Annotated in this window: 19 protein-coding genes and 1 pseudogene; 16 read left to right on the top strand and 4 right to left on the bottom strand. The window is 44.7% G+C overall.

The features are described 5' to 3' along the window. Window positions 1-162: 162 nt before the first annotated feature. Window positions 163-770 (top strand): annotated as a pseudogene (locus GLO7428_RS14080) (Uma2 family endonuclease). Window positions 771-819: 49 nt separating this feature from the next. Here the strand turns inward: GLO7428_RS14080 and GLO7428_RS14085 are convergent. Further along, entirely contained in the window at window positions 820-1,071 is a 252-nt protein-coding gene (locus GLO7428_RS14085; RefSeq protein ID WP_015189235.1) for a hypothetical protein, read from the bottom strand. Further along, window positions 1,068-1,250: a hypothetical protein gene (locus GLO7428_RS14090; RefSeq protein ID WP_041919163.1), complete on the bottom strand. Its 183-nt coding sequence runs from the start codon at window positions 1,248-1,250 to the stop codon at window positions 1,068-1,070. Before GLO7428_RS14090 ends, GLO7428_RS14085 begins: the two co-directional genes overlap by 4 nt. A gap of 117 nt (window positions 1,251-1,367) precedes the next feature. Here GLO7428_RS14090 and GLO7428_RS14095 point away from each other — a divergent pair, with 117 nt between their 5' ends. The 4 genes from GLO7428_RS14095 (at window position 1,368) to GLO7428_RS14110 (ending at window position 3,837) form a co-directional block, all read left to right on the top strand. Further along, on the top strand, window positions 1,368-2,150 hold the full coding sequence (locus tag GLO7428_RS14095) for an ABC transporter permease (RefSeq protein ID WP_041919164.1): 783 nt from the start codon (window positions 1,368-1,370) through the stop codon (window positions 2,148-2,150). A 9-nt stretch (window positions 2,151-2,159) separates the two neighbouring features. Next, a complete protein-coding gene (locus GLO7428_RS14100; RefSeq protein ID WP_196797370.1) occupies window positions 2,160-2,555 on the top strand; it encodes a GNAT family N-acetyltransferase in 396 nt (131 codons plus the stop codon). A gap of 96 nt (window positions 2,556-2,651) precedes the next feature. Further along, on the top strand, window positions 2,652-2,873 hold the full coding sequence (locus GLO7428_RS14105; RefSeq protein ID WP_015189238.1) for a hypothetical protein: 222 nt from the start codon (window positions 2,652-2,654) through the stop codon (window positions 2,871-2,873). Between the two features lie 94 nt (window positions 2,874-2,967). Continuing rightward, a complete protein-coding gene (locus GLO7428_RS14110) occupies window positions 2,968-3,837 on the top strand; it encodes an aldo/keto reductase (RefSeq protein ID WP_015189239.1) in 870 nt (289 codons plus the stop codon). A gap of 33 nt (window positions 3,838-3,870) precedes the next feature. Here GLO7428_RS14110 and ribBA read toward each other — a convergent pair whose 3' ends face one another. Continuing rightward, complete coding sequence (gene ribBA / locus GLO7428_RS14115; protein WP_015189240.1) at window positions 3,871-5,574, bottom strand: bifunctional 3,4-dihydroxy-2-butanone-4-phosphate synthase/GTP cyclohydrolase II; 1,704 nt, start codon at window positions 5,572-5,574, stop codon at window positions 3,871-3,873. Window positions 5,575-5,969: 395 nt separating this feature from the next. Between ribBA and argC the strand changes: the two genes are divergently transcribed. Continuing rightward, window positions 5,970-7,028, top strand: a complete 1,059-nt coding sequence (gene argC / locus GLO7428_RS14120) for an N-acetyl-gamma-glutamyl-phosphate reductase (protein ID WP_015189241.1) — start codon at window positions 5,970-5,972, stop codon at window positions 7,026-7,028. Window positions 7,029-7,113: 85 nt separating this feature from the next. Here the strand turns inward: argC and eno are convergent, their stop codons facing one another. Then, window positions 7,114-8,403 carry a phosphopyruvate hydratase gene (gene eno / locus GLO7428_RS14125; protein ID WP_015189242.1) on the bottom strand — a complete coding sequence of 430 codons (1,290 nt, stop codon included), beginning with the start codon at window positions 8,401-8,403 and terminating at the stop codon, window positions 7,114-7,116. Window positions 8,404-8,684: 281 nt separating this feature from the next. On the opposite strand from eno, the gene gloA reads away from it, so the two are divergent. The 10 genes from gloA to GLO7428_RS14175 all read left to right on the top strand — a co-directional run bounded on the left by gloA (window position 8,685) and on the right by GLO7428_RS14175 (window position 21,935). After that, window positions 8,685-9,119: a lactoylglutathione lyase gene (gene gloA, locus GLO7428_RS14130; RefSeq protein WP_015189243.1), complete on the top strand. Its 435-nt coding sequence runs from the start codon at window positions 8,685-8,687 to the stop codon at window positions 9,117-9,119. A 9-nt stretch (window positions 9,120-9,128) separates the two neighbouring features. After that, a complete protein-coding gene (locus GLO7428_RS14135; RefSeq protein WP_015189244.1) occupies window positions 9,129-10,703 on the top strand; it encodes an iron uptake porin in 1,575 nt (524 codons plus the stop codon). A 39-nt stretch (window positions 10,704-10,742) separates the two neighbouring features. Further along, on the top strand, window positions 10,743-13,403 hold the full coding sequence (gene clpB / locus GLO7428_RS14140) for an ATP-dependent chaperone ClpB (RefSeq protein WP_015189245.1): 2,661 nt from the start codon (window positions 10,743-10,745) through the stop codon (window positions 13,401-13,403). 259 nt (window positions 13,404-13,662) lie between these two features. Next, on the top strand, window positions 13,663-14,436 hold the full coding sequence (gene rfbF, locus GLO7428_RS14145; protein WP_015189246.1) for a glucose-1-phosphate cytidylyltransferase: 774 nt from the start codon (window positions 13,663-13,665) through the stop codon (window positions 14,434-14,436). A 52-nt stretch (window positions 14,437-14,488) separates the two neighbouring features. Further along, window positions 14,489-15,706 (top strand): L-2-hydroxyglutarate oxidase, encoded by a 1,218-nt coding sequence (lhgO, locus tag GLO7428_RS14150; RefSeq protein WP_015189247.1) that lies wholly within the window; start codon window positions 14,489-14,491, stop codon window positions 15,704-15,706. 11 nt (window positions 15,707-15,717) lie between these two features. After that, entirely contained in the window at window positions 15,718-16,746 is a 1,029-nt protein-coding gene (locus GLO7428_RS14155) for an NAD(P)-dependent oxidoreductase (protein WP_015189248.1), read from the top strand. Further along, window positions 16,743-17,288, top strand: coding sequence for a dTDP-4-dehydrorhamnose 3,5-epimerase (gene rfbC / locus GLO7428_RS14160; protein WP_015189249.1), 546 nt, complete (start codon window positions 16,743-16,745; stop codon window positions 17,286-17,288). Before GLO7428_RS14155 ends, rfbC begins: the two co-directional genes overlap by 4 nt. A 2-nt stretch (window positions 17,289-17,290) precedes the next feature. Then, window positions 17,291-18,601: an NAD(P)H-dependent oxidoreductase gene (locus GLO7428_RS14165; RefSeq protein WP_015189250.1), complete on the top strand. Its 1,311-nt coding sequence runs from the start codon at window positions 17,291-17,293 to the stop codon at window positions 18,599-18,601. A 756-nt stretch (window positions 18,602-19,357) separates the two neighbouring features. After that, the gene (locus tag GLO7428_RS14170; protein ID WP_015189251.1) at window positions 19,358-20,824 is read left to right on the top strand and encodes a hypothetical protein; all 1,467 of its coding nucleotides are present in this window, start codon (window positions 19,358-19,360) and stop codon (window positions 20,822-20,824) included. 112 nt (window positions 20,825-20,936) lie between these two features. After that, window positions 20,937-21,935, top strand: coding sequence for a glycoside hydrolase family 5 protein (locus GLO7428_RS14175; protein WP_015189252.1), 999 nt, complete (start codon window positions 20,937-20,939; stop codon window positions 21,933-21,935). The last annotated feature ends 22 nt before the right edge of the window (window positions 21,936-21,957 follow it).

The following is a 21,957-nucleotide window of genomic DNA, read 5'->3' on the forward strand; positions in this document are numbered from 1 at the left end:
AGTCCCCCACGTGTGGGGAGCCACTGCGTTGCGGAGGTGTCCTCCGTTGTAGCAAGTGGCGTGGATTTAGGGGGCTACCAGAGATGAAATTGCTTAACGATTCATACATTGCAGCAATGCCTCTAAGCTAAAATGAGGCTACCTCCGCAAACCTCACCAGCTATGAGCTATACCTCACCCAAACTGCTAACTTTTGAGGAATTTATAGCCTCATACGGGGATAACCCGTGCTATGAACTCATTGATGGAGAACTACGTGACGTGGAACCTACAGGTCCTCATGAAGAAGTTGCAGGAAGCATTGCTGGTAGAATTTATGCGGAAATTCTGCGTTCTAATTTAAACTGGTTAATTCCCAAAACGTGTTTAATTAAGCCACCTGCTGCTTCAGCAACAGCGGCGCTACGTCCAGATATCATAGTTTTAGATCGAGCAAAGCTTAATACCGAACCACTGTGGCAAAAAGAACCGATTATTTGTAACGGTAGTACAATTAAACTTGTTGCTGACGTTGTTAGTAGTAATTGGCAAGATGACTACGCACGAAAAGTAGAGGAATATGCTTTTCTTGACATTCCAGAGTATTGGATTGTAGACTTTCGCGGTCTAGGTGGCTTACAATTCATCGGCAAGCCCAAACAACCAACTTTAACTGTTTGTCAACTCATTGATGGTGCATACCAGCAGACACAATATCGCTTAAAAGTGCGATCGCCTCTAATTTCTTTCCTGACTTGCAATTTACACTAGAAGCGAGCGTACCGCAATAAAGGAACTAGTATTGATTTAAAGCGATCGCTCAAGCACTTTCTTCATAACTCACTTATCCTGACTAGCAAGCTTCCACGATCGCCCTTGGCAATACACATACCCATCTTTAATACAAACACCAGCAAGTTTTTGCATTAACATCAAAGCTTCTTGCCGTTCTTCATCAGTTAAATAATCATCACCATGCATTCCACTAGGACAAGACCTAGGATCGCCGCCTGCATCCAAATAGCGCTGCCGACCTAATGCTACAATTTCAGCTAGTCTTGCGTCTTGTTGCTGTTCAGTTTGTTTCATCATTCCGATATCCATTCACCAGGGACAATATCGCCGTTTGGCAGCAAATAAGCTCTTGGTAAGACAGAGCTAGCAGTTATGATTAACCAAATACCTGTATTTTCATCATAAAGTCTAAATTGAAGCAAATCTAAAGTTTCCAAAGCATTCAAGATTAAGTATTGTGCGTCTGTAGGTTCCACTATCAATAAATCAACTTCCACTTCCCTATGTGCGATTTTACACTAGGCAATACAGCTAACTGTGCAACTGCCACAATTGAAAATGAACCACAAACACTATAAAAAACTTGATTCGTGATAAAACGTTATTTTGATGTATTACAGCTATTATGGGGTGCGGCGATCGCCGCTGAATTAGAGTATCGAATTAACTTCATCTTGGCGACGCTCACAAGCCTTGGTAATCTTGCGGGCAGTTTGTTTAGTCTATTTCTTTTCTACCGAACTGGTTACACATTTCAAGGATGGGTGTGGGAAGAAGCGCTAATTGTCCTTGCGATCTTTACGATATTACAGGGATTTTCTAGTACCTTCTTAGCACCTAACCTCAACAGCATCGTTAACCACGTACAACAAGGCACACTAGACTTTATCTTACTCAAACCAATCAGTAGTCAGTTTTGGCTTTCTAGCCATACACTTTCACCTTGGGGATTACCAGATATCATCTTTGGCGGTATTCTCATCAGTTACGCAGGCGGAAGATTGAGTTTAACACCACAAGACTACTTACTCAGTGCCATTCCTTTGCTATTTGGACTTGCTAGCCTCTACAGCCTGTGGTTTATGCTGGGCGCGACAAGTATTTGGTTTGTCAAAATCTACAACGTTACAGAAGTTCTCAGAGGCTTGCTAGAAGCGGGAAGATTCCCCATTGTCGCGTATCCTGTTGCTTACCGCTTTTTCTTTACATTCGTTGTTCCCGTCACGTTTTTAACAACAGTTCCCGCCGAAACGATGTTAGGGCGCGTTGAGTTAGGCTGGGTTATCGGTGCAGGTGTACTCGCGTTAGCTTTGTTATATATTGCTAGAATTTTCTGGAATTTTGCGCTGCGTTTTTACACCAGTGCTTCTAGCTAAATAAATCATATGCAAATTCGTCCTGCTGAAGTTACTGATATCTCCGCAGTTCTACCCATGGTTGCATCAATCTGCGCTTTGCACGAAACTTGGGACAGTGCGAAATATAGCTTCTTACCCAACCCGCAACAGCGTTATAAACAATGGTTAATCGCGCAGGCTAAAAATGACAAAAGCGTTTTTTTAGTCGCTGAAGATCCCCAAACAAAGCAATTAGGAGCGTTTTTAATTGGTATTGTAGAGCGAGAAATCCCGATTTATCGACTACGCGAATTTGGCTTCATTCACGATTTATGGGTAGAACCACAGTATCGCCATGCTGGAGTTGCAAAGCAAATGGTGATGTTGGCAATTCAGCATTTTCAACGCATCGGAAACAAGGGTTTGGCATTGCCAAACCCTTAGTCGTTTGGATACTGCGGCAGTTAACAAAGCAGGGCGGCGGTTATTTAGCGCGTGCGGTTTTCGAGTAAGCACCGTGGAGATGTTAATCGAGTTGAGATGATGACGCAGGAGATTGGTCGTACCGACGTGATGACGCAGGAGATTGGTCGTACCGACGTGATGACGCAGGAGATTGGTCGTACCGACGTGATGACGCAGGAGATTGGTCGTACCGACGTGATGACACAGGAGATTGGTAGTATCGACGTGATGACGCAGGAGATTGGTCGTACCGACGTGATGACGCAGGGGCTTGGCACTGCCAAGCCCTTACAGTGATGTATCAAGGATTTACCGCCAGATAGAGGTATTCAAGTTGGAGTTTTGATCATCTAAGGAAAGTATCATCACCCATTATGTTAGGAGATTACCAATGCAAACAACACAACTCGGCAATACTGATGTGACAATCAGCGCGATTGGTTTGGGGGGAATGCCAATGTCTTTGAGTAGCAGACCTCCAGAGTCGCAAGCAATTGAGGTCATTCATCGCGCTTTGGATTTGGGCGTGACGCTGATTGATACGGCAGATTCTTATTGTAAAGATGAGTCGGATAAGCACCACAACGAGCGATTAATTGCGAAAGCTTTACAGCAGTATGAAGGCGACACAAGTAAGGTGACAGTTGCGACGAAGGGCGGCTTGATGCGTCCTAATGGCAATTGGACACGTAATGGTAATCCAGCACACTTGCGCGAGACAATTCGAGTCAGTTTTGAGGCGTTGGGTGGCGATAAACCAATTGATGTTTGGCAATATCATGCACCTGATCCTAATTACACTATTGAGGAAGCACTCACACCCGCCAAAGAAGCTGTAGAATCCGGTTTAATCCGCTTTGTTGGTGTTTCTAACTTTTCAGTAGACCAAATCAAGCAAGCGCGAGATGTTGTCGAGATTGTCTCCGTCCAAAATCAATACAATCCTTGGCATCGTCAGCCGGAATTTGATGGGGTTTTAGAATACTGTGCAAACGAAGGTTTGACGTTTTTACCTTGGAGTCCTTTAGGTGGAAGTCGGCGCGTCAGTCGTTTAGAAGATATTCCCGCGATCGCCAATCTCGCTAAAGAAAAAGGTGTTTCAGTCTACGCAATTGTTCTCGCCTGGCTGCGTGCTAAGTCGCCGTGCGTTGTCCCTATTCCTGGCGCAAGTAAGGTTGCAAGTATTGAAGACTCAACTGCATCGCTCGATGTAACTTTATCAGAACCTGAAATTCTGCAAGTAGACCAAGCTTCGGCTTAAAAAACATGGAAAGGGGAATTCCCTTTTCCTCGCCTACAGTTCTCCAAAACTATAGATTTTCTGCGTTTCCAACTCATGACATACGCTAGAAGGTAATTGATCTGCGCTTAACTTTTGTCGATCTAGCTGCACTTGCAAGTTAGCTAAAGGATCGCTACCGGAAGAAACTAAAAATTCGAGTTGGCGAATGTAAGGTAAAGTAACTAAATCATCTAGAATCCGCGCGATCGCTTCCACGTAAGGATGGTTGCCATTACGATACCAATCTGGTGCAGCAAGGTGTGCTTGGTCTAATCCCAAATGAACCGTCAGCGAAGGTTTGCCAAAAAGAGCGATCGCCACAGGTCTTGCTTCTTCTTGTAGCAACAAGTTATGCGTTTTGACAATATGACGAACTTTCTCTAATCGCTCATAGCGTTCTGTTACCGAGTTGAGTTCATCGCGCCAGTGAATTGCGACTGTGACAAGATACGTTTGCAACAACATATGACCTAGCTTTTGCGCTTTAGTTGCTAGGTAGTTTGAGTTGTAGTCTGTCGCTTCAATCAGTAACGGGACGCGATCGACAACTTCCAAACCATAGCCTTTTAATCCAGCAATCTTGCGTGGATTATTGGTAATTAGGCGAATTTGATGAATACCTAAATCCATCAACATTTGTGCGCCCATCCCGTAGTTACGCAAATCCGCAGGAAAGCCCAAGCGTTCGTTTGCTTCCACCGTATCCAAGCCTAGATCTTGCAACGAGTAAGCTTTTAACTTGTTAATCAGTCCAATTCCGCGTCCTTCCTGTCGTAGGTAAACGACAACACCACTCCCCGCGTTTTCGATCATTTTCAACGCCGCTTGCAATTGCATCCGACAATCACAGCGCAGCGAACCCAAAGCATCGCCCGTTAAGCATTCCGAGTGCATCCGCACCATCACAGGTTGGTCAGCAAAAGTCGCAGGATCGCCTTTGACAATCGCAACGTGTTCGGAGTTATCGAGAGTGTGGCGATAGCCGTAGATTTGGAAATGTCCAAATTGAGTGGGTAATTGCGTCACCGTTTCACGACGTACCAGGCGATCGTGCTTCAGGCGGTAACTGATGAGATCCGCAATACTGATAATTTTTAAATCGTGACGCTTGGCATATTCGATCAACTGTGGTAAGCGCGCCATTGAGCCATCATTATTTTGAATTTCGCAGATAACTCCTGCTGGATAAAGTCCGGCTAAACGTGCTAAATCTACCGCAGCTTCGGTATGACCCGCGCGTTTTAATACACCACCTTCGCGCGCGCGAATGGGGAAAATATGACCAGGACGGCGTAAATCTTCAGGACGTGTTGCAGGATTAATCGCTACTTGAATTGTACGGGCGCGGTCTTCGGCGGAAATCCCTGTACTCACACCCAAGTGTGGCGCAGCATCAATACTAATCGTAAACGCGGTTTGGTTGGTAAAGGGAGTATTGTGACTTTCTGGGATGGGGATGGTGCTAACCATTAAGGGCAAATCTAATTCATCTAGGCGATCGCCCATCATCGCTAGACAAATCAACCCCCGCGCTTCCACCGCCATAAAATTAATCGTACTTGGCGTGGCAAATTGCGCAGCGCAGATCAAATCACCCTCATTTTCGCGGCTTTCGTCATCCACCACCACGAGACAACGACCAGCTTTGAGGTCTGCTAACGCGGCTTCGATTGAGTCAAACTGAAACGGATGAGAGGTGGTTTTAGGCTGCTGCACAGATAAGTAAACCGTAAACTTTTTTAAAGGAAGCTTTTAAATTGATTGTAGCTCTAGATTGGAGTCAAGCACATTTTATTAGAACATGATTTACAGGCGATTAGCTTGATGATTGGTAATAGGTCATGGGTAATTGGAAATTGAGTTTGATTTAAGTAGGTAAAAGTAGCCACAAGTTGAAAGCTGCCACAGATAATTGGTCATCGACAGTTTTCTCTAGCTTTTGTTGAGCTAAGTGTCTCATTACCGATTACCAAACGCTATCAAAATCTAGTTACTAGCCACTTTTCCAAAATTTGCCAAAATTGATGCGCCCAAACTTCTGTTTTAGTACTACAATGCAGCGAAAGCTTATCAGTTTTTACCCATTTGTAAGTGTATAGGAATTTTGCATCATGGGCGATATGGGGCGCGTTTCCGTCGGAATTGTCGGCGCTTCAGGCTATGGCGGGGTGCAGCTAGTACGACTTTTACAGGATCATCCCAAAGTCGAACTAGCGTACTTGGGCGGCGAGAGTAGTGCGGGCAAAACCTTTGCCGACCTTTACCCGCATTTAGCGCATCAGGTTGACCTCGCAATTGAGCCAGTAGAAGCCAGCACAATTGCGGCTCGTTGTCAAGTAGTATTTCTATCGCTGCCAAACGGTCTTGCCTGTCAAATTACACCCACTTTAATAGAAAAAGGGTTAATGGTACTCGATTTGAGTGCCGATTATCGGTTTTTTGATTTAGAAACTTATAAAAATTGGTATGGAACTGAACGCAGCGATCGCCAAATTGCCGCGAAGGCAGTGTATGGCTTACCCGAACTGTACCGCGATCGCATTGCTGATAGCCAACTCATCGGCTGTCCTGGATGCTATCCTACCGCGAGTTTACTAGCACTTGCTCCTCTACTCAAGCAAGGGTTAATTGTTCCTGAAACGGCGATTATTGACGCAAAATCGGGGACTTCGGGCGGCGGACGTCAAGCAAAAACAGGGTTATTACTTGCTGAAGCCGATAATTCGTTAGCAGCCTACGGTGTCGCGCGCCACCGCCATATTCCAGAAATCGAGCAAATTTGCAGTGATTTAGCTGGTCATGAAGTGATGGTACAGTTTACCCCGCATTTGATTCCGATGGTACGCGGCATTTTGGCAACAGTGTACGCAACGTTACGCGACCCTGGGTTAGTCCGCGACGACTTGATTACAATTTTCAAAGCCTTTTATCGTAATTGTCCTTGGGTCACGATCTGCAATAGCGGCGTATATCCACAAACGAAATGGGCGTGTGGCAGCAATTTATGCTACATCGGCATCGAAGTTGACCAACGCACAGGTAGAGCGATCGTCATGTCCGCGATTGATAACTTAATCAAAGGTCAAGCAGGTCAAGCAATTCAGTGCTTAAACATTATGATGGGCTGGGAAGAAACGCTAGGATTACCAAGACTAGCATTTTATCCTTAAAGAAGGGTGAGAGGTGAGGGGTGAGAGGCTAAGAGAACATCATATGATTTCTCTCCTGCTCCTTGTCTCCCCTGCTCCCCTGCTCTTATTTCGGTCCCATACCCACTGCACCTGCATAAACGGCGCGATCGCCAAGTTCATCTTCAATACGGAGAAGTCGGTTATATTTTGCAACGCGTTCGCTGCGACAGAGTGAACCTGTTTTAATTTGACCGGCGCGGGTTGCGACAGCTAAATCGGCGATCATCGTATCCTCAGTTTCTCCGGAACGATGACTAATCACAGATCGCAAGCCATTGCGCGTCGCTAAATCAATTGTTTCCAAAGTTTCAGTCAGCGAACCAATTTGATTGAGTTTAATCAAAATCGCGTTACCAGCTTTTTGTTCAATACCCTTTTGTAAGCGCGTGGGATTCGTCACAAATAAATCATCGCCGACTAACTGAATGCGATCGCCTATTTTCTGTGTCAACAATTGCCAATGTTGCCAATCGTCTTCGTGTAAGCCATCTTCAATCGATACAATCGGGTATTGCGCGGCTAATTCAGCAAGATAATCAACTAACTCTGTCGGTGTATGAACTGCGCCGTCGTAAACGTATTGACCATCTTTGTAGAACTCACTTGCAGCCACATCAAGCGCTAAAGCAACTTCTTCGCCAGGTTTGTAACCTGCTTTTTCAATCGCCGCTACCAATAATTCCAGCGCTACCTGATTCGACTCTAAGTTAGGTGCAAAGCCCCCTTCATCACCGACACCTGTGAGTAAACCCTTATCGTCTAAAACTTTGCTCAACGTCGCAAACACTTCAGCCCCCCAGCGCAAGGCTTCCCGAAAAGAAGGCGCACCAACTGGCACAATCATAAATTCTTGAAAATCGACGTTATTAGCCGCGTGCGCACCACCGTTAATCACGTTCATTAGGGGAACGGGGAGTAAATTAGCTAAAGGACCTCCTAAATAACGATACAACGGCAATCCCAAAGACTCAGCACCTGCTTTAGCAGTTGCAAGCGACACAGCGAGGATTGCATTCGCACCAAGATTCGCTTTATTTGGCGATCCATCCAAGGAGATCATCGTGCGATCGATAACTTCTTGGTTCAAGGCGTCCAAATCCATTAACTCTGGGGTAATTTTCTCCTTCACATTTTCAACAGCTTTCAGTACCCCTTTACCGCCATAGCGGCTTTTATCATCATCGCGTAGTTCATGAGCTTCAAAAGTTCCCGTTGAAGCGCCACTAGGAACTTGCGCAATTCCAACAACACCACTGATCAAGCGAACTTCAGCTTCTATTGTCGGACGTCCCCGCGAATCAAGAATTTCGCGGGCAGTAATATTTTCGATTGCAGTTTCTAACGTGTCAATCATCCTCTCTGGCACCTCAAGTTAATTATGGGTAATGGGTAATGGCTCCAAGATTTCAATAACCAATTTCAATCACCAATGACCAATTACCAACTTTGTCAATTTATTGATGCTACGGTCAAGTTTGATAGTTAGGATAGGGGTTTAGATCACTTTTTCGGGTTGAGCGATCGGACTCTTGTCATAAGTTCTATCCTCCTAGCTTACGCCGCACTCGTTGCATCACTCCTCTAGACGTGCTTGCTGCGCTCTTTACAATGAAAAAAGGACATCAGGAGTTTGTCATGAGATTACTACACACAATGTTACGCGTTGGTAACTTGGAAGAATCGTTGAAATTCTACTGTGATATTTTAGGCATGAAACTGCTGCGGAAAAAAGATTATCCTGGCGGCGAGTTTACGTTAGCATTTGTCGGGTACGGCGATGAGTCAGATCATACCGTCTTGGAACTGACATATAACTGGGGTACGGATAAATATGACTTAGGTGATGCTTATGGTCATATTGCCATTGGTGTTGATGATATTTATGGCACTTGCGAGGAAATCAAAGCCCGTGGCGGTAAAGTTGTCCGCGAACCTGGACCGATGAAACACGGCTCGACAGTGATTGCTTTTGTAGAAGATCCCAACGGGTATAAAGTCGAACTTATTCAACTGGGTACTCAAGGAACTACAGAACAAAAGGCAGAACAACCACAGTTAGTATCTCAGTAGTACTTCACGATGCCAAAGTGGTGGACTGCTTGGTACTGGTTAACTGGAATGACAAGTTGGGGAGTGTTGAGCCAAACTGTACCAGTTAGCGCCAACTCTGTGCCGCTGGTACAGACACAAATCCGATGTGCGGTTGCTAGTTGTCAGGAGATTTCACCTGAAAGGGCAAATCAAAGAGAAGCCTCGATGACACGCATCCCTGCTGTGAGTGAGTTAGTTGATGAAATAGCACCAAGCGATTGGGAAGTGCAAGCGATGCTTTCGCTGGCTTCGCGCTATGGTGTTCTAGTTGGGTTGAGCGATCGCACTTTTCGCGGCGATCGCCCACTTTCGCGTTATGAATTGGCGGCAGCACTTAATCAAGTTCTCAATCAAGTCAATACACTCATCGCCAGCAAAGCGATGCAAGTAAGTAAAGAAGATTTGATAACCCTACAACGGTTGCAAAGAGAATACAATTCGGTATTACAAGAAACGCACACTCGGCTTGAAACGATCCAGAGTCGCACAAACCTCTTAGAGTCTAGCCAGTTTTCTACCACGACAAAGCTTAATGGTGAAGTCATTCTGGGTTTTACCGATGGTACGGATGCAAACGCTACGGTAGTTTCTCGACAGCGACTGAATTTATTAACAAGTTTTGCAAGTCGCGATATGCTGCTGACACAACTCGAAGCGGGTAATCGCGGACAAGATGCGATCGCTGTCGCGCACAACCGCGAACAAAATCTTTTGGGAACAAGTGGTTTACTCGCAGATGGTGGTGGCTTAGAGTACGTGGAGATTAATGATAATCTGCGGTTGCGGCGACTTTATTACACGTTTCGTCCGAGTACCGACTTAGCAGTTACACTAGGAGCAAAAATGTCTCCGAGTGATTTTATTGACCGCAATCGCTCCGCAAATAATCCTGCTGTTGATTTTAGCTCTAGCTTTTTGATTAATAATCCGTTGATTATCCAAAATCAGATTGACCGCGAAGGTGGCGCAGGTGCAGCGATGGCGTGGAATATCAACGGTGGTGCGTTTACAGTGCGATCGCTTTACATCGCGGCGGATAGTCATCAACCTAATTCAACAACCCTTACTCAAGGAGGATTGTTTAGCGATCGCTATCAAGGCAGTGTGGAAGTGGAATATTCTTCTAGCGCTAACTTAGCCGTACGACTGCAATATACTGACGCTGTGATTAACAACACCGATATTCAAGCTGCGGGGATCAACGCTGAATATGCTTTCAATCGCAATGCTGCGGTTTATGGACGCTTCGGCTTTGGCAGCTATCAAGGCTTCAACACTGCCATAGAACAAGAACTTGACCTGAACCCTAGCGCGTGGGCAGTTGGTTTAACCGTACGCAATTTAGCGATTCCTGGAACAATTGCGGGAATTGCGTTTGGTCAACCTTTTATCGAAAGCGATCTAGGTAATGCTACTCAAACAAACGTCGAAGCGTTCTACAATTTGACTCTAAGCGAAAATATTAGTGTTACTCCTGCCCTGCAACTCGTGAAATACGCAAATAACGACCGTTCCAGCGGCACCATTTGGCAAGGTACTCTGCGCACAGTATTTTCTTTTTAATTAAATCCAATTTCCACGCCCAAATCGTAAATCGTCAAAATGCAGCCTACCGATCCTAGTAAGTTCACTGATAAAGCTTGGGAAGCCATCGTTCAATCGCAAGATGTCACACGTCGCTTCCAACAACAACAGATGGAAGTCGAACATCTGATGATCGCCCTATTGGAAGACCAAAAAGGGATAGCACACAGGTTTCTCAATCGATCCGGTGTCGAAGCTTCACAAGTTCTTCAACAACTCGAAGCTTTTACAAAACGCCAACCTAAGTTTTTGGGAAAAGCTGACCAACTGTATCTCGGTCGCGCCCTCGATGTCATGCTCGACCGCGCTGAGGCGGCTAGAGTGACAATGGAAGACAGCCTGATTTCGGTTGAACATTTTCTGCTAGCCTTTGCCGATGATGAGCGAATCGGTCGCCGTTTGTTTCGAGGTTTGAACTTAGATAAAGCAAAATTAGAAGCGGCAATCAAAGCAGTCCGAGGCAGTCAAAAAGTTACCGATCCCACTCCTGAAGCCCGTTATGAAGCTTTAACCAAATATGGGCGCGACCTCACCGAACAGGCAAAAGCTGGTAAACTTGACCCAGTGATTGGACGCGATGACGAAATTCGGCGGGTGATTCAGGTATTATCGCGTCGTAGTAAGAATAACCCTGTGTTAATTGGCGAACCTGGTGTCGGTAAAACCGCGATCGCCGAAGGTTTAGCGCAACGGATTATTAACGGCGATGTTCCCGAATCGTTGAAAGACCGTCAATTAATTGCCTTAGATATAGGTAGCTTGATTGCAGGTGCTAAATATCGTGGTGAATTTGAAGACCGCTTGCGTTCCGTATTGCGCGAAGTTACCGACTCCAACGGTCAAATTGTCTTATTTATCGACGAATTGCATACCGTTGTTGGTACGGGTGGAACGACGCAAGGCGCGATGGATGCAGGAAATTTACTTAAACCCATGCTCGCACGCGGCGAACTGCGTTGTATTGGCGCAACAACTTTAGACGAGTACCGTAAATATATTGAAAAAGATGCGGCTTTAGAACGCCGTTTTCAACAAGTTTTTGTCGATCAACCCTCAGTAGAAACAACGATCTCAATTTTGCGGGGACTCAAGCAACGCTACGAGGTGCATCACAGCGTTAAAATCACCGATTCAGCCCTCGTTGCAGCGGCGACACTTTCCAATCGTTATATCAGCGATCGCTTCTTACCCGATAAAGCCATCGATTTAGTCGATGAAGCAGCGGCGCAATTGAAAATGGAAATCACCTCAAAGCCATCAGAAGTTGAAGCAATCGATCGACGGTTGATGCAGCTAGAAATGGAAAAGTTGTCAGTTGCAGGTGAAGACCAACGCGCGGCGAAGAATCGCGAACGTTTAGAACGCATTGAGCAAGAAATTACTGCACTCAAAACAAAACAGCAAGAACTCAACGCGCAATGGCAAGGTGAAAAACAACTCCTTGATGCGATTAGTGCTTTAAAGAAAGAAGAAAATGCACTACAAGTCCAAATCGAACAAGCTGAACGCGCGTACGATTTGAATAAAGCGGCGCAGCTAAAGTATGGAAAACTCGAAGGAGTCCGCCGCGATCGCGAAGCCAAAGAAACGATGCTGATCGATTTGCAAGCACGTGGTTCAACACTGCTGCGCGAAGAAGTCACCGAAGCCGATATTGCAGAAATTGTGGCCAAATGGACGGGAATTCCCGTTAACCGCCTCTTAGCATCCGAACGGCAAAAACTTTTGCAACTCGAAAGTCATTTACACGAACGCGTCATCGGGCAATCCGAAGCCGTATCAGCGGTATCAGCCGCAATTCGGCGCGCGCGCGCCGGAATGAAAGACCCTGGTCGTCCGATTGGTTCGTTCTTGTTTATGGGACCTACAGGGGTAGGAAAAACCGAGTTAGCTCGTGCTTTAGCCGAGTTTCTCTTTGATTCGGACGATGCTTTAGTACGCTTGGATATGTCTGAGTACATGGAAAAGCATTCGGTTTCGCGCTTAGTCGGCGCGCCTCCAGGGTATGTTGGATACGAAGAGGGGGGACAACTTTCCGAAGCAATTCGTCGCCGTCCTTATTCGGTTGTGCTATTTGATGAAGTCGAAAAAGCTCACCCAGACGTTTTCAATATCTTGTTGCAAGTCCTTGATGATGGGCGGATTACCGATTCGCAAGGACGATTAGTCGATTTTCGCAACACCGTGATTGTGATGACGAGTAATATCGGTAGCGAACATATTCTAGATGTGTCCGGTGACGATAGCAAGTACGGAATTATGCACAAACGCGTCATGGATGCGTTGCGATCGCACTTTCGTCCGGAGTTTCTTAATCGCGTTGATGACATTATTCTGTTCCATACGCTCAACCGCAGCGAACTCGGACAAATTATTCGCATTCAACTCAAGCGCGTCCAAAGACTTTTAGCCGAACAAAAACTTGGGTTAGAGTTAACTCCAGCGGCTGAAGCGCATTTAGTTGACGTTGGTTACGATCCAGTGTATGGTGCGCGTCCTTTAAAACGTGCCATCCAGCGTGAACTGGAAAATCCACTTGCGACTAAATTGTTAGAAAATGCGTTTGATGAAGGAGAAACAATTCTAGTTGACTATCACGATGGTAGTCTAACTTTTAATTCGCAAGGAAAAGCTCAGAGCGATCGCTCAGTACTTACCGAAGCAACTCGCACAAATTAATTCAATTCAACTCGAATACTTAATAGGCTTTGGGGAAAACCACGAGCCTATTTTTTTGGCATATTTAAGCAATACAACGCTGATTTTTTGAGATATTGCTAGTCTTAACACTTTACATTTTCACAAAATATTTAGATAAAACACTCATTATTCACGCATTCTTTACGGTTTCATCCATAACCTCCGCATTAGTATAGGTACGTAGAAAGTTAACTTTACGAATTACGCCTAGCTGTCATAAAAAACTATAGGAAAACCTATGAAAGCGGTAATACTAGCAGGGGGATTGGGGACAAGGATCAGTGAAGAGACAACAATCAAACCAAAGCCAATGGTGGAGATTGGGGGAAAGCCAATCCTGTGGCACATCATGAAAATCTATGCAGCGCACGGGATAAACGATTTCATCATTTGCTGCGGATACAAAGGATATGTCATTAAAGAATATTTCGCGAATTACTTTCTGCACATGTCCGACGTGACATTTGATATGCGATTCAATCAAATGAACGTCCACTGCGGGTATGCCGAACCGTGGCGCGTGACATTAGTCGATACGGGCGAAGCGACGATGACGGGCGGTAGACTCAAGCGCGTCAAAGAACACGTGGGTAATAGTACATTCTGCTTCACCTACGGCGACGGCGTCAGCAACGTCAACATCACGCGCTTAATCGAATTTCACCGTCAACAAAAAACGCAAGCAACACTCACCGCCGTGCAACCGCCAGGCAGATTTGGCGCGATTTGTCTAGCCGAAGAACAAACAAAAATTACATCATTCAAAGAAAAACCAGGTGGTGACGGCGCGTGGATCAACGGCGGTTACTTTGTCCTCGAACCGGAAGTGATCGACTACATCGCCGATGACACTACAGTGTGGGAACAACAACCACTCGAAAAACTCGCGCATCTCGAACAGCTATCCGCGTACAAACACGACGGGTTCTGGCAACCAATGGATACACTGCGCGACAAGAACTATCTCGAAGACTTGTGGAAAAAAGGTACTGCACCTTGGAAAGTGTGGTAGTCCGCAGCCGCGTTCACGAATTCAAACCATTCAACACAATACACTAAGCTTCATGTACGACTTTGCAATCATTGGTGGTGGAATCGTTGGATTAGCAACAGCAAAAGCGATTGGCAAGCGTTATCCAAAGGCTCAAATTGTTGTCATCGAGAAAGAAGCCACGATCGCCAGCCACCAAACCGGAAACAATAGTGGCGTGATTCACTCAGGAATCTATTACAAACCAGGCAGTTTCAAAGCAAAATTCTGCCGCGACGGCAGCCGTTCGATGGTAGAATTCTGCCGCGAACATGGCATTGCACACGAAGTCTGCGGCAAAGTGATTGTTGCCACGCAAGCTGAAGAACTCCCCCGACTTGAAAATTTGTATCAACGCGGAATTGAAAACGGTCTCAAGCTTGAAAAACTCACTTCAGAACAAGCGCGTGAGATTGAACCGCACGTGCAATGCATCGCAGGCATCCGCGTGTTTACAACAGGGATTGTCAACTATCGGCAAGTTGCGCAGAAATACGTCGAACTTGTCAGCGCGCAAGGCGGCGAACTGCGACTCGGCACAAAAGTCACCAAGATCGAGACGCGCAGTGACGTTACCATACTGACAACGAACAAAGGTACGATTTCAACACGCTTTGTGATTAATTGTGCGGGACTATTTAGCGATCGCATCGCCCGTCTAGGAAAAACCGATCCGCAAGCGAAAATTGTGCCATTTCGCGGCGAATACTACGAACTCACCCCCGAAAAACGGTATTTGGTCAAACACTTGATTTATCCGGTGCCGAATCCCAACTTCCCATTTTTGGGCGTACATTTCACGCGGATGATTGATGGTAGCGTCCATGCTGGACCGAATGCTGTCTTAAGTCTCAAGCGTGAAGGATATCACAAAACGGATATCAATGTGCGCGATTTGAGTGAGGTTCTAACATATCCTGGATTTTGGAAGTTGGCAGCAAAACACGCGGATGAAGGCATCAAAGAGATGATTCGTTCGGTGTCGAAAGCGGCGTTTGTGCAAAGTTTGCAGCAGTTGATACCGGAGGTAACAGCGAATGATGTTGTACCAACACACGCAGGGGTACGCGCGCAAGCACTGCAAGCAGACGGCAAGTTAGTTGATGACTTTTTGATTGTGCCTGGCGATCGCGCACTGCACGTATGTAATGCACCGTCTCCGGCGGCGACGTCTTCGTTGGAAATTGGCAAGGCGATCGCCAATGCGATTCCCCAACAATCACATCTCGAATCGACATTAGTTCAAGTTTAGGATTTCTGATAATGAAAATACTCGTTACTGGTACTGAAGGGTATCTTGGCTCGCTATTGGCTCCTATGCTAATGGAAGCTGGACATGAAGTTATTGCCGTAGATACTGGATTCTACAAAGCTGGTTGGCTATACAATGGCACTGACCTCACGGCAAAAACGCTCAACAAAGACATTCGCCAAATCACAATCGAAGACTTGCAAGGTGTAGAAGCCATCGTCCACATGGCAGAGTTGTCAAACGACCCCACCGGACAACTCGCACCGCATATCACCTACGAAATTAACCACAAAGGTTCAGTACGTTTAGCCGAACTCGCCAAAGCCGCAGGAGTGCGACGCTTTATGTATATGTCGTCATGCAGCGTGTACGGCGTTGCTACAGGCGTTGATGTCACCGAAGAATCACCCGTCAATCCACAAACTGCCTATGCCGAGTGCAAAACGCTCGTTGAACGGGACGTGCAAGCACTTGCAGACGATGATTTTTCGCCTACCTTCATGCGCAATGCTACCGCGTTTGGTGCTTCGCCCAGAATGCGTTTTGATATCGTATTGAATAACCTCGCGGGGCTAGCGTGGACAACGAACGAAATCAAAATGACGAGTGATGGCACTCCTTGGCGTCCTTTAGTTCATGCACTTGATATTTGTCAGGCAATTATCTGTGCGGTAGAAGCACCGCGCGACATTGTGCATAACCAAATTTTCAATGTTGGAGATACTGCACATAACTACCGCGTCAAAGAAATTGCAGAGATTATTGCAGATGTCTTTCCCAATTGCCAAGTGAGTTTTGGGGACAATGGTGCCGACAACCGCAGCTACCGTGTTTCCTTCGAGAAAATCAACACTACACTACCAGGATTCAAATGCGAATGGGATGCTGTGCGTGGGGCACAACAACTATATAACTTGTTTACTCAAATTGATATGTCAGAAGAAACCTTTTTATTCCGAGGTTTCACTCGCTTAAAACAATTGGAATACTTAATGCGCACGCAACAAATCGATAAAGATTTCTATTGGAGAAAAGCATGAGATTTATTGAAACCTCACTCAAAGGCGCATACATCATTGATTTAGAAGAAAAACCTGACCATCGTGGCTTCTTTGCCCGCACCTATTGCGCTGAAGAATTCGCCGCGCATGGACTCAAAGCCACCGTCGCCCAATGCAACTTATCGTTTAACCATTACAAAGGAACACTGCGCGGAATGCACTATCAAGTCTTCCCTGCGTGTGAAACGAAACTTGTGCGTTGTATCGCTGGGGCAATTTATGACGTGATTGTCGATATGCGCCCCGACTCACCGACGTATTTGCAACATATCGGTGTCGAGTTAACTGCGCAAAATCGTCGCGCGTTGTATGTCCCAGAGATGTTTGCGCACGGATATCAAGCACTCACGGATGGTGCGGAAGTTGTTTATCAGGTGGGCGAGTTTTACACTCCTGGGTATGAGCGCGGGTTGCGTTATGATGACCCTGTTTTAGCGATTGATTGGCCGTTACCTGTCAGTGAGATTTCTGCCAAAGATGCTTCTTGGGCTTTGTTGGAACAGACCGTTGTAGGAGTATAGAAATGATAATAATTGATAAAGCACTAAAAGAACGCGCAGCAGCAGGAAACCCAATTCGCGTCGGGATGATCGGCGCAGGCTTCATGGGTAGGGGGATTGCCAACCAAATCATCAACTCCGTCCCAGGAATGGAACTGGTAGCAATTGCCAACCGCAACATCGAAAAAGCAATTCGCGCCTACAGCGAAGCCGGAATTGACAACATCCACACTGTCAGCAGCATCAATCAACTCGAAGACGCAATTCACACAAACCGCTACGCCGTCACCGATGATGCACTGCTACTATGTCAAGCCGACGGCATCGATGCGCTGATTGAAGTGACTGGTGCAATCGAATTTGGCGCGCGCGTCGTCATGGAAGCGATCGCCCACCACAAACACGTGATTTTGATGAACGCCGAACTCGACGGCACAATCGGACCAATCCTCAAAGTGTATGCGGACAAAGCCGGAGTCATTTTGAGTGCGTGCGATGGCGACCAACCTGGTGTCGAGATGAACTTGTATCGGTTCGTACAAAGCATTGGTTTACGACCACTATTGTGCGGCAACATTAAAGGATTGCAAGACCCATACCGCAACCCGACAACGCAAGCCGGATTTGCGCAACGCTGGGGACAAAACCCGACGATGGTCACAAGCTTTGCCGATGGCACGAAAATCTCGTTTGAACAAGCAATTGTCGCTAACGCCACGGGTATGAAGGTTGCACAGCGGGGAATGTTGGGCTACAACTTCACGGGTCATGTGGATGAGATGACTTGCATGTACGACATCGACCAATTGCAAGAACTCGGCGGGATTGTCGATTACGTTGTCGGTGCGAAGCCAGGTCCTGGGGTGTTTGTGTTGGCAACGCACTCCGACCCGAAACAACGGCATTATCTCAATCTGTACAAATTAGGTGAAGGTCCGCTGTATAGCTTCTATACTCCTTACCACTTGTGTCACTTTGAAGTACCGCTATCGGTGGCGCGCGCGGTGTTGTTTGGCGATCGCGTCTTATCACCACTTGCCGGTCCTGTGGTTGAGGTGGTGACGACCGCCAAGATTGACCTCAAAGCAGGGGAAACACTTGACGGCATTGGTGAGTATATGACGTATGGTCAGTGTGAGAATGCAGACGTTGTCCAAGCACAGCGCCTGTTACCGATGGGCTTAGCGGAAGGTTGTCGCTTGAAGCGCGATTTACCTAAGGACGCGGTCTTGACGTATGATGATGTTGAATTGCCTCCAGGCCGTCTTTGTGACGAGTTGCGTGCCGAACAAGATGCCTTATTTGCTTCTCGTCTTCCTCTTGCTGTTGGTTAAAACTAGAAACTAAGTCAGCATAATAATTCCTGCATGAAGCAGTTAGTAACTTAAGTTACAGCTATCAAGCTTATATCACCATTCCTAGATTAATCACTGAAACTTCTGTGTAAAGTGTGCAAGGTTGCATAGTTAGCTCACCTAAATTCAGACTTCAGCCTCTGAGAAGCAGGAATTTGTGCGGGAAGTTTATTAAAAATTACATTCCACGATACTAAATCGTGGAATTTTTTTCATCAGTTTTTAAATTTTGAGAAAGTTTTAGTAAAGTACTGTTTACTTTAAGCTACTGCAAGTAATACACTACAAGGTTAGCTTGGCGTATATAAAATAGAAAACTTTCATTTTCTGGGACTTTATTTAAAATCAGTATCAACACATGAATACTAAGTCTCCAAGATGGAATTTTACTAAGGTAAAAATACAGATTGTATAATGAGTTTTTAAGGTTCACTTTACACTTTCATTACAAAAATCCCACTTTCTAAAAAGAAAGTATGGAGAAAGTGTTGAAAAGTGTCCGTATTTTTAACATTCATATAACATAAAGACAAGAAGACAAAGTTTAAGTTCGTCATCAAAGTGTTAATCCATTTCCTGAAAGTCTGGCTAAAACATATCCCTACCAGTTAGACGTACAATTTTCACATACAAAAATGCAATGAGCTAAAGCCATAAATAATACGATTTAGTTTAGCTCTAATATTTGATATTGAAACGACATAAGGCTGTTTAGGAACAGTAAAGGATTTTTCAATGACTAAAGCTCTATCCTCGTACTCACTCTCAAAATCAACGAATAAAAATAACCGCTGGTCGTATTATTTATTGATCGCTTTAATAGCAAATGCCGCTATTTGGGGGTCTGCATTGCTATTCGTTAAACTTAAAAACCCTGTATATACTAGCACTTCTACAGCTACTCTACCGGAAACAAAATCAGCTGCCAATGTTAACCTACCAAATATTGGGCAAGCTTATTATGAAAACTCTTCACCCTATGCAAATAGCTCCATACAAGATCCAAGAGAAACTTACAAAATTATTGCTGAAAGTGAACCAGTATTAAGAGCAGCAGCAAGCCAGGTTAATCTGCCTTTAGAGGATTTTGGCAAACCCAGAGTTAAAATTGTACTGAATACAACTCTGATGACGTTTGACTTTAAAGGAGCAACACCAGAAGAAGCTAGAAATAAATCTCTAGCATTTCACCAAGCATTTCAAACTAGACTCAATCAGCTAAGAGCAAAAGAAATTGCCCAACAGGACAAGGGCTTCCAAAGTACGCTCGATTCAGCAAAGCAAAAGCTACAAGATGCACAACAAAAACTCTCAGCATTTAAAGCTAACTCTGGATTAGTATCTAATGAGCAGCTGAGAGATCTTTCTGCTAATATCGAACAATTAAGAAGACAAAAAGCAGAAGTTTCGGCGCAACAACAGCAGATTAGTTCTCGTGTAGGTCAATTATCAGCCAATTTAAATATATCTTCTCAACAAGCTGCGGATGCTTTTGCATTGCAATCTGACCAAATATTTCAGCAGAATTTAAAAGATTATAGTGATGCTAGTGCTTCTTTAACTTTACTTAACGCGAAATTTTTACCCGATCATCCGACTGTAATTGAACAACAAGCAAAACGAGATGCATCGCGAACAGCTTTCTTATCTCGAAGTCAAGAGTTGTTGGGGCGATCTGTGGATGAGCAAGCAGTACAACAATATGCACTCAATCAAGCTAATTCTCAATCAGCACGGGAAGCACTCTTCCAAGGGTTAGTTGCATCACAAGCCGAACAACGAGGACTAAAAGCTCAAGCTCAAGAAATAGATAGACAAATTGCAATCCTTGAAAATAGGCTGAAAAATTTAGCACAAAATGAGTCTACTTTAGATGCTCTGAAGCGAGACGTACAAATTGCAGAAGCAGTATTTTCTTCTACTCTAACTAAGCTTGATATTAGCCGAGCTAATGCATTTGGCTCCTACCCTCTCATTCAAATGCTCTCAGAACCCACGCTTGCAGAAAGTCCAAGTGGACCAAAACCAGAGTTAGTTTTGTTAGGTGCAGCGCTAGGCTCTCTATTTATTAATACTGGGATAACACTTCTTTATCTACGTAAACCTAAATCTAAAGCATTCAGAAAAGAGTTAGAAACACTTGAACTACAACAACCTGTTCTAGGTTTTAATGAGAGTAATATCAGCAGCCCTTTCCTATAAAGCAAGTGCTTCTACTGCTTTTTGTTAATTGTAAAATTCTATAAAAAAGCAGCTTGAGGCAGGTAGATAGTATGAATTAGAACCTGCCCTGCTTTTAAGTTCAGTAGGAAAGATGAAAAAACTTAAAAAGTACCTGGCTCTTTTTTTATTAAGTTATCTTTTGATTATAGGAACAATATTTATATGGTTTGATACTAAATCTTCGGCAGGATCATCTAATTGGCTGCATGTAGATGGCATACATATTAAAGATATACATAATAACAAAGTTGTTTTACGGGGTGTATCACTTCCTGATTTAGCTCACTATGACTTTAGAGGTAAAATAGGAAAATCACCTGTTGAACTAATTGAACTGTTAACCGATCATAAACAAGGGTGGTATTCTACAGTAGTTAGATTGCCGGTCTATCCTATTTGGAAGTTAGGCTATAATTCCAATCCTAAACGGTATTATGAAAACTATATTAAGCCTGCTGTTGACAAGTGTGTAGAACGGAAAATTTATTGCATTATAGATTGGCACTATATAGATGACCCTACGAATTTAGATGCTGAAACACGTACTTTCTGGGCTGATATTGCCCCAAAGTATAAGAGTTATCCTAATGTGCTATTTGAAGTGTTTAATGAAAACTCAACTGATATGAGTTGGGCTGCCTGGAAAAATATTGTTCAACCTTGGGTTGACCTTATCCGTTCTTATGCTCCTAATAATTTAATTTTGGTAGGAGCACCGCATTATGCTCAACATCTATATGATGCTCCCAGCAATCCAATTAAAGGAAAAAATATTGTTTATGTAGGTCATATATATCCTGGTTTAGAACAAAAATTATGGGATAAATGGATTTTTAATGTAGCGGATAAAATTCCTCTATTTATTACAGAGTGGGGATTCCGCAACGGTGCTGATTATCCTACGAGTGGAACAGTGACTAGTTTTGGCATTCCCCTAAAGAAGAAATTAGAAAAATATAATTTAAGTTGGACTTGTTGGGTTGCTGACCACTCTTGGCAGCCAGAAATGTTTGATAAAGATTGGAACCTGTTAGTTGGAGAAAACTATATGGGTGGGTTTGTTCAAGATTACCTGTTGAGTAAGAATTAAGCAAGACAGAGCTTTTATTTCT

It is taken from the genome of Gloeocapsa sp. PCC 7428 (genome assembly GCF_000317555.1).
Taxonomy (GTDB): domain Bacteria; phylum Cyanobacteriota; class Cyanobacteriia; order Cyanobacteriales; family Chroococcidiopsidaceae; genus Chroogloeocystis.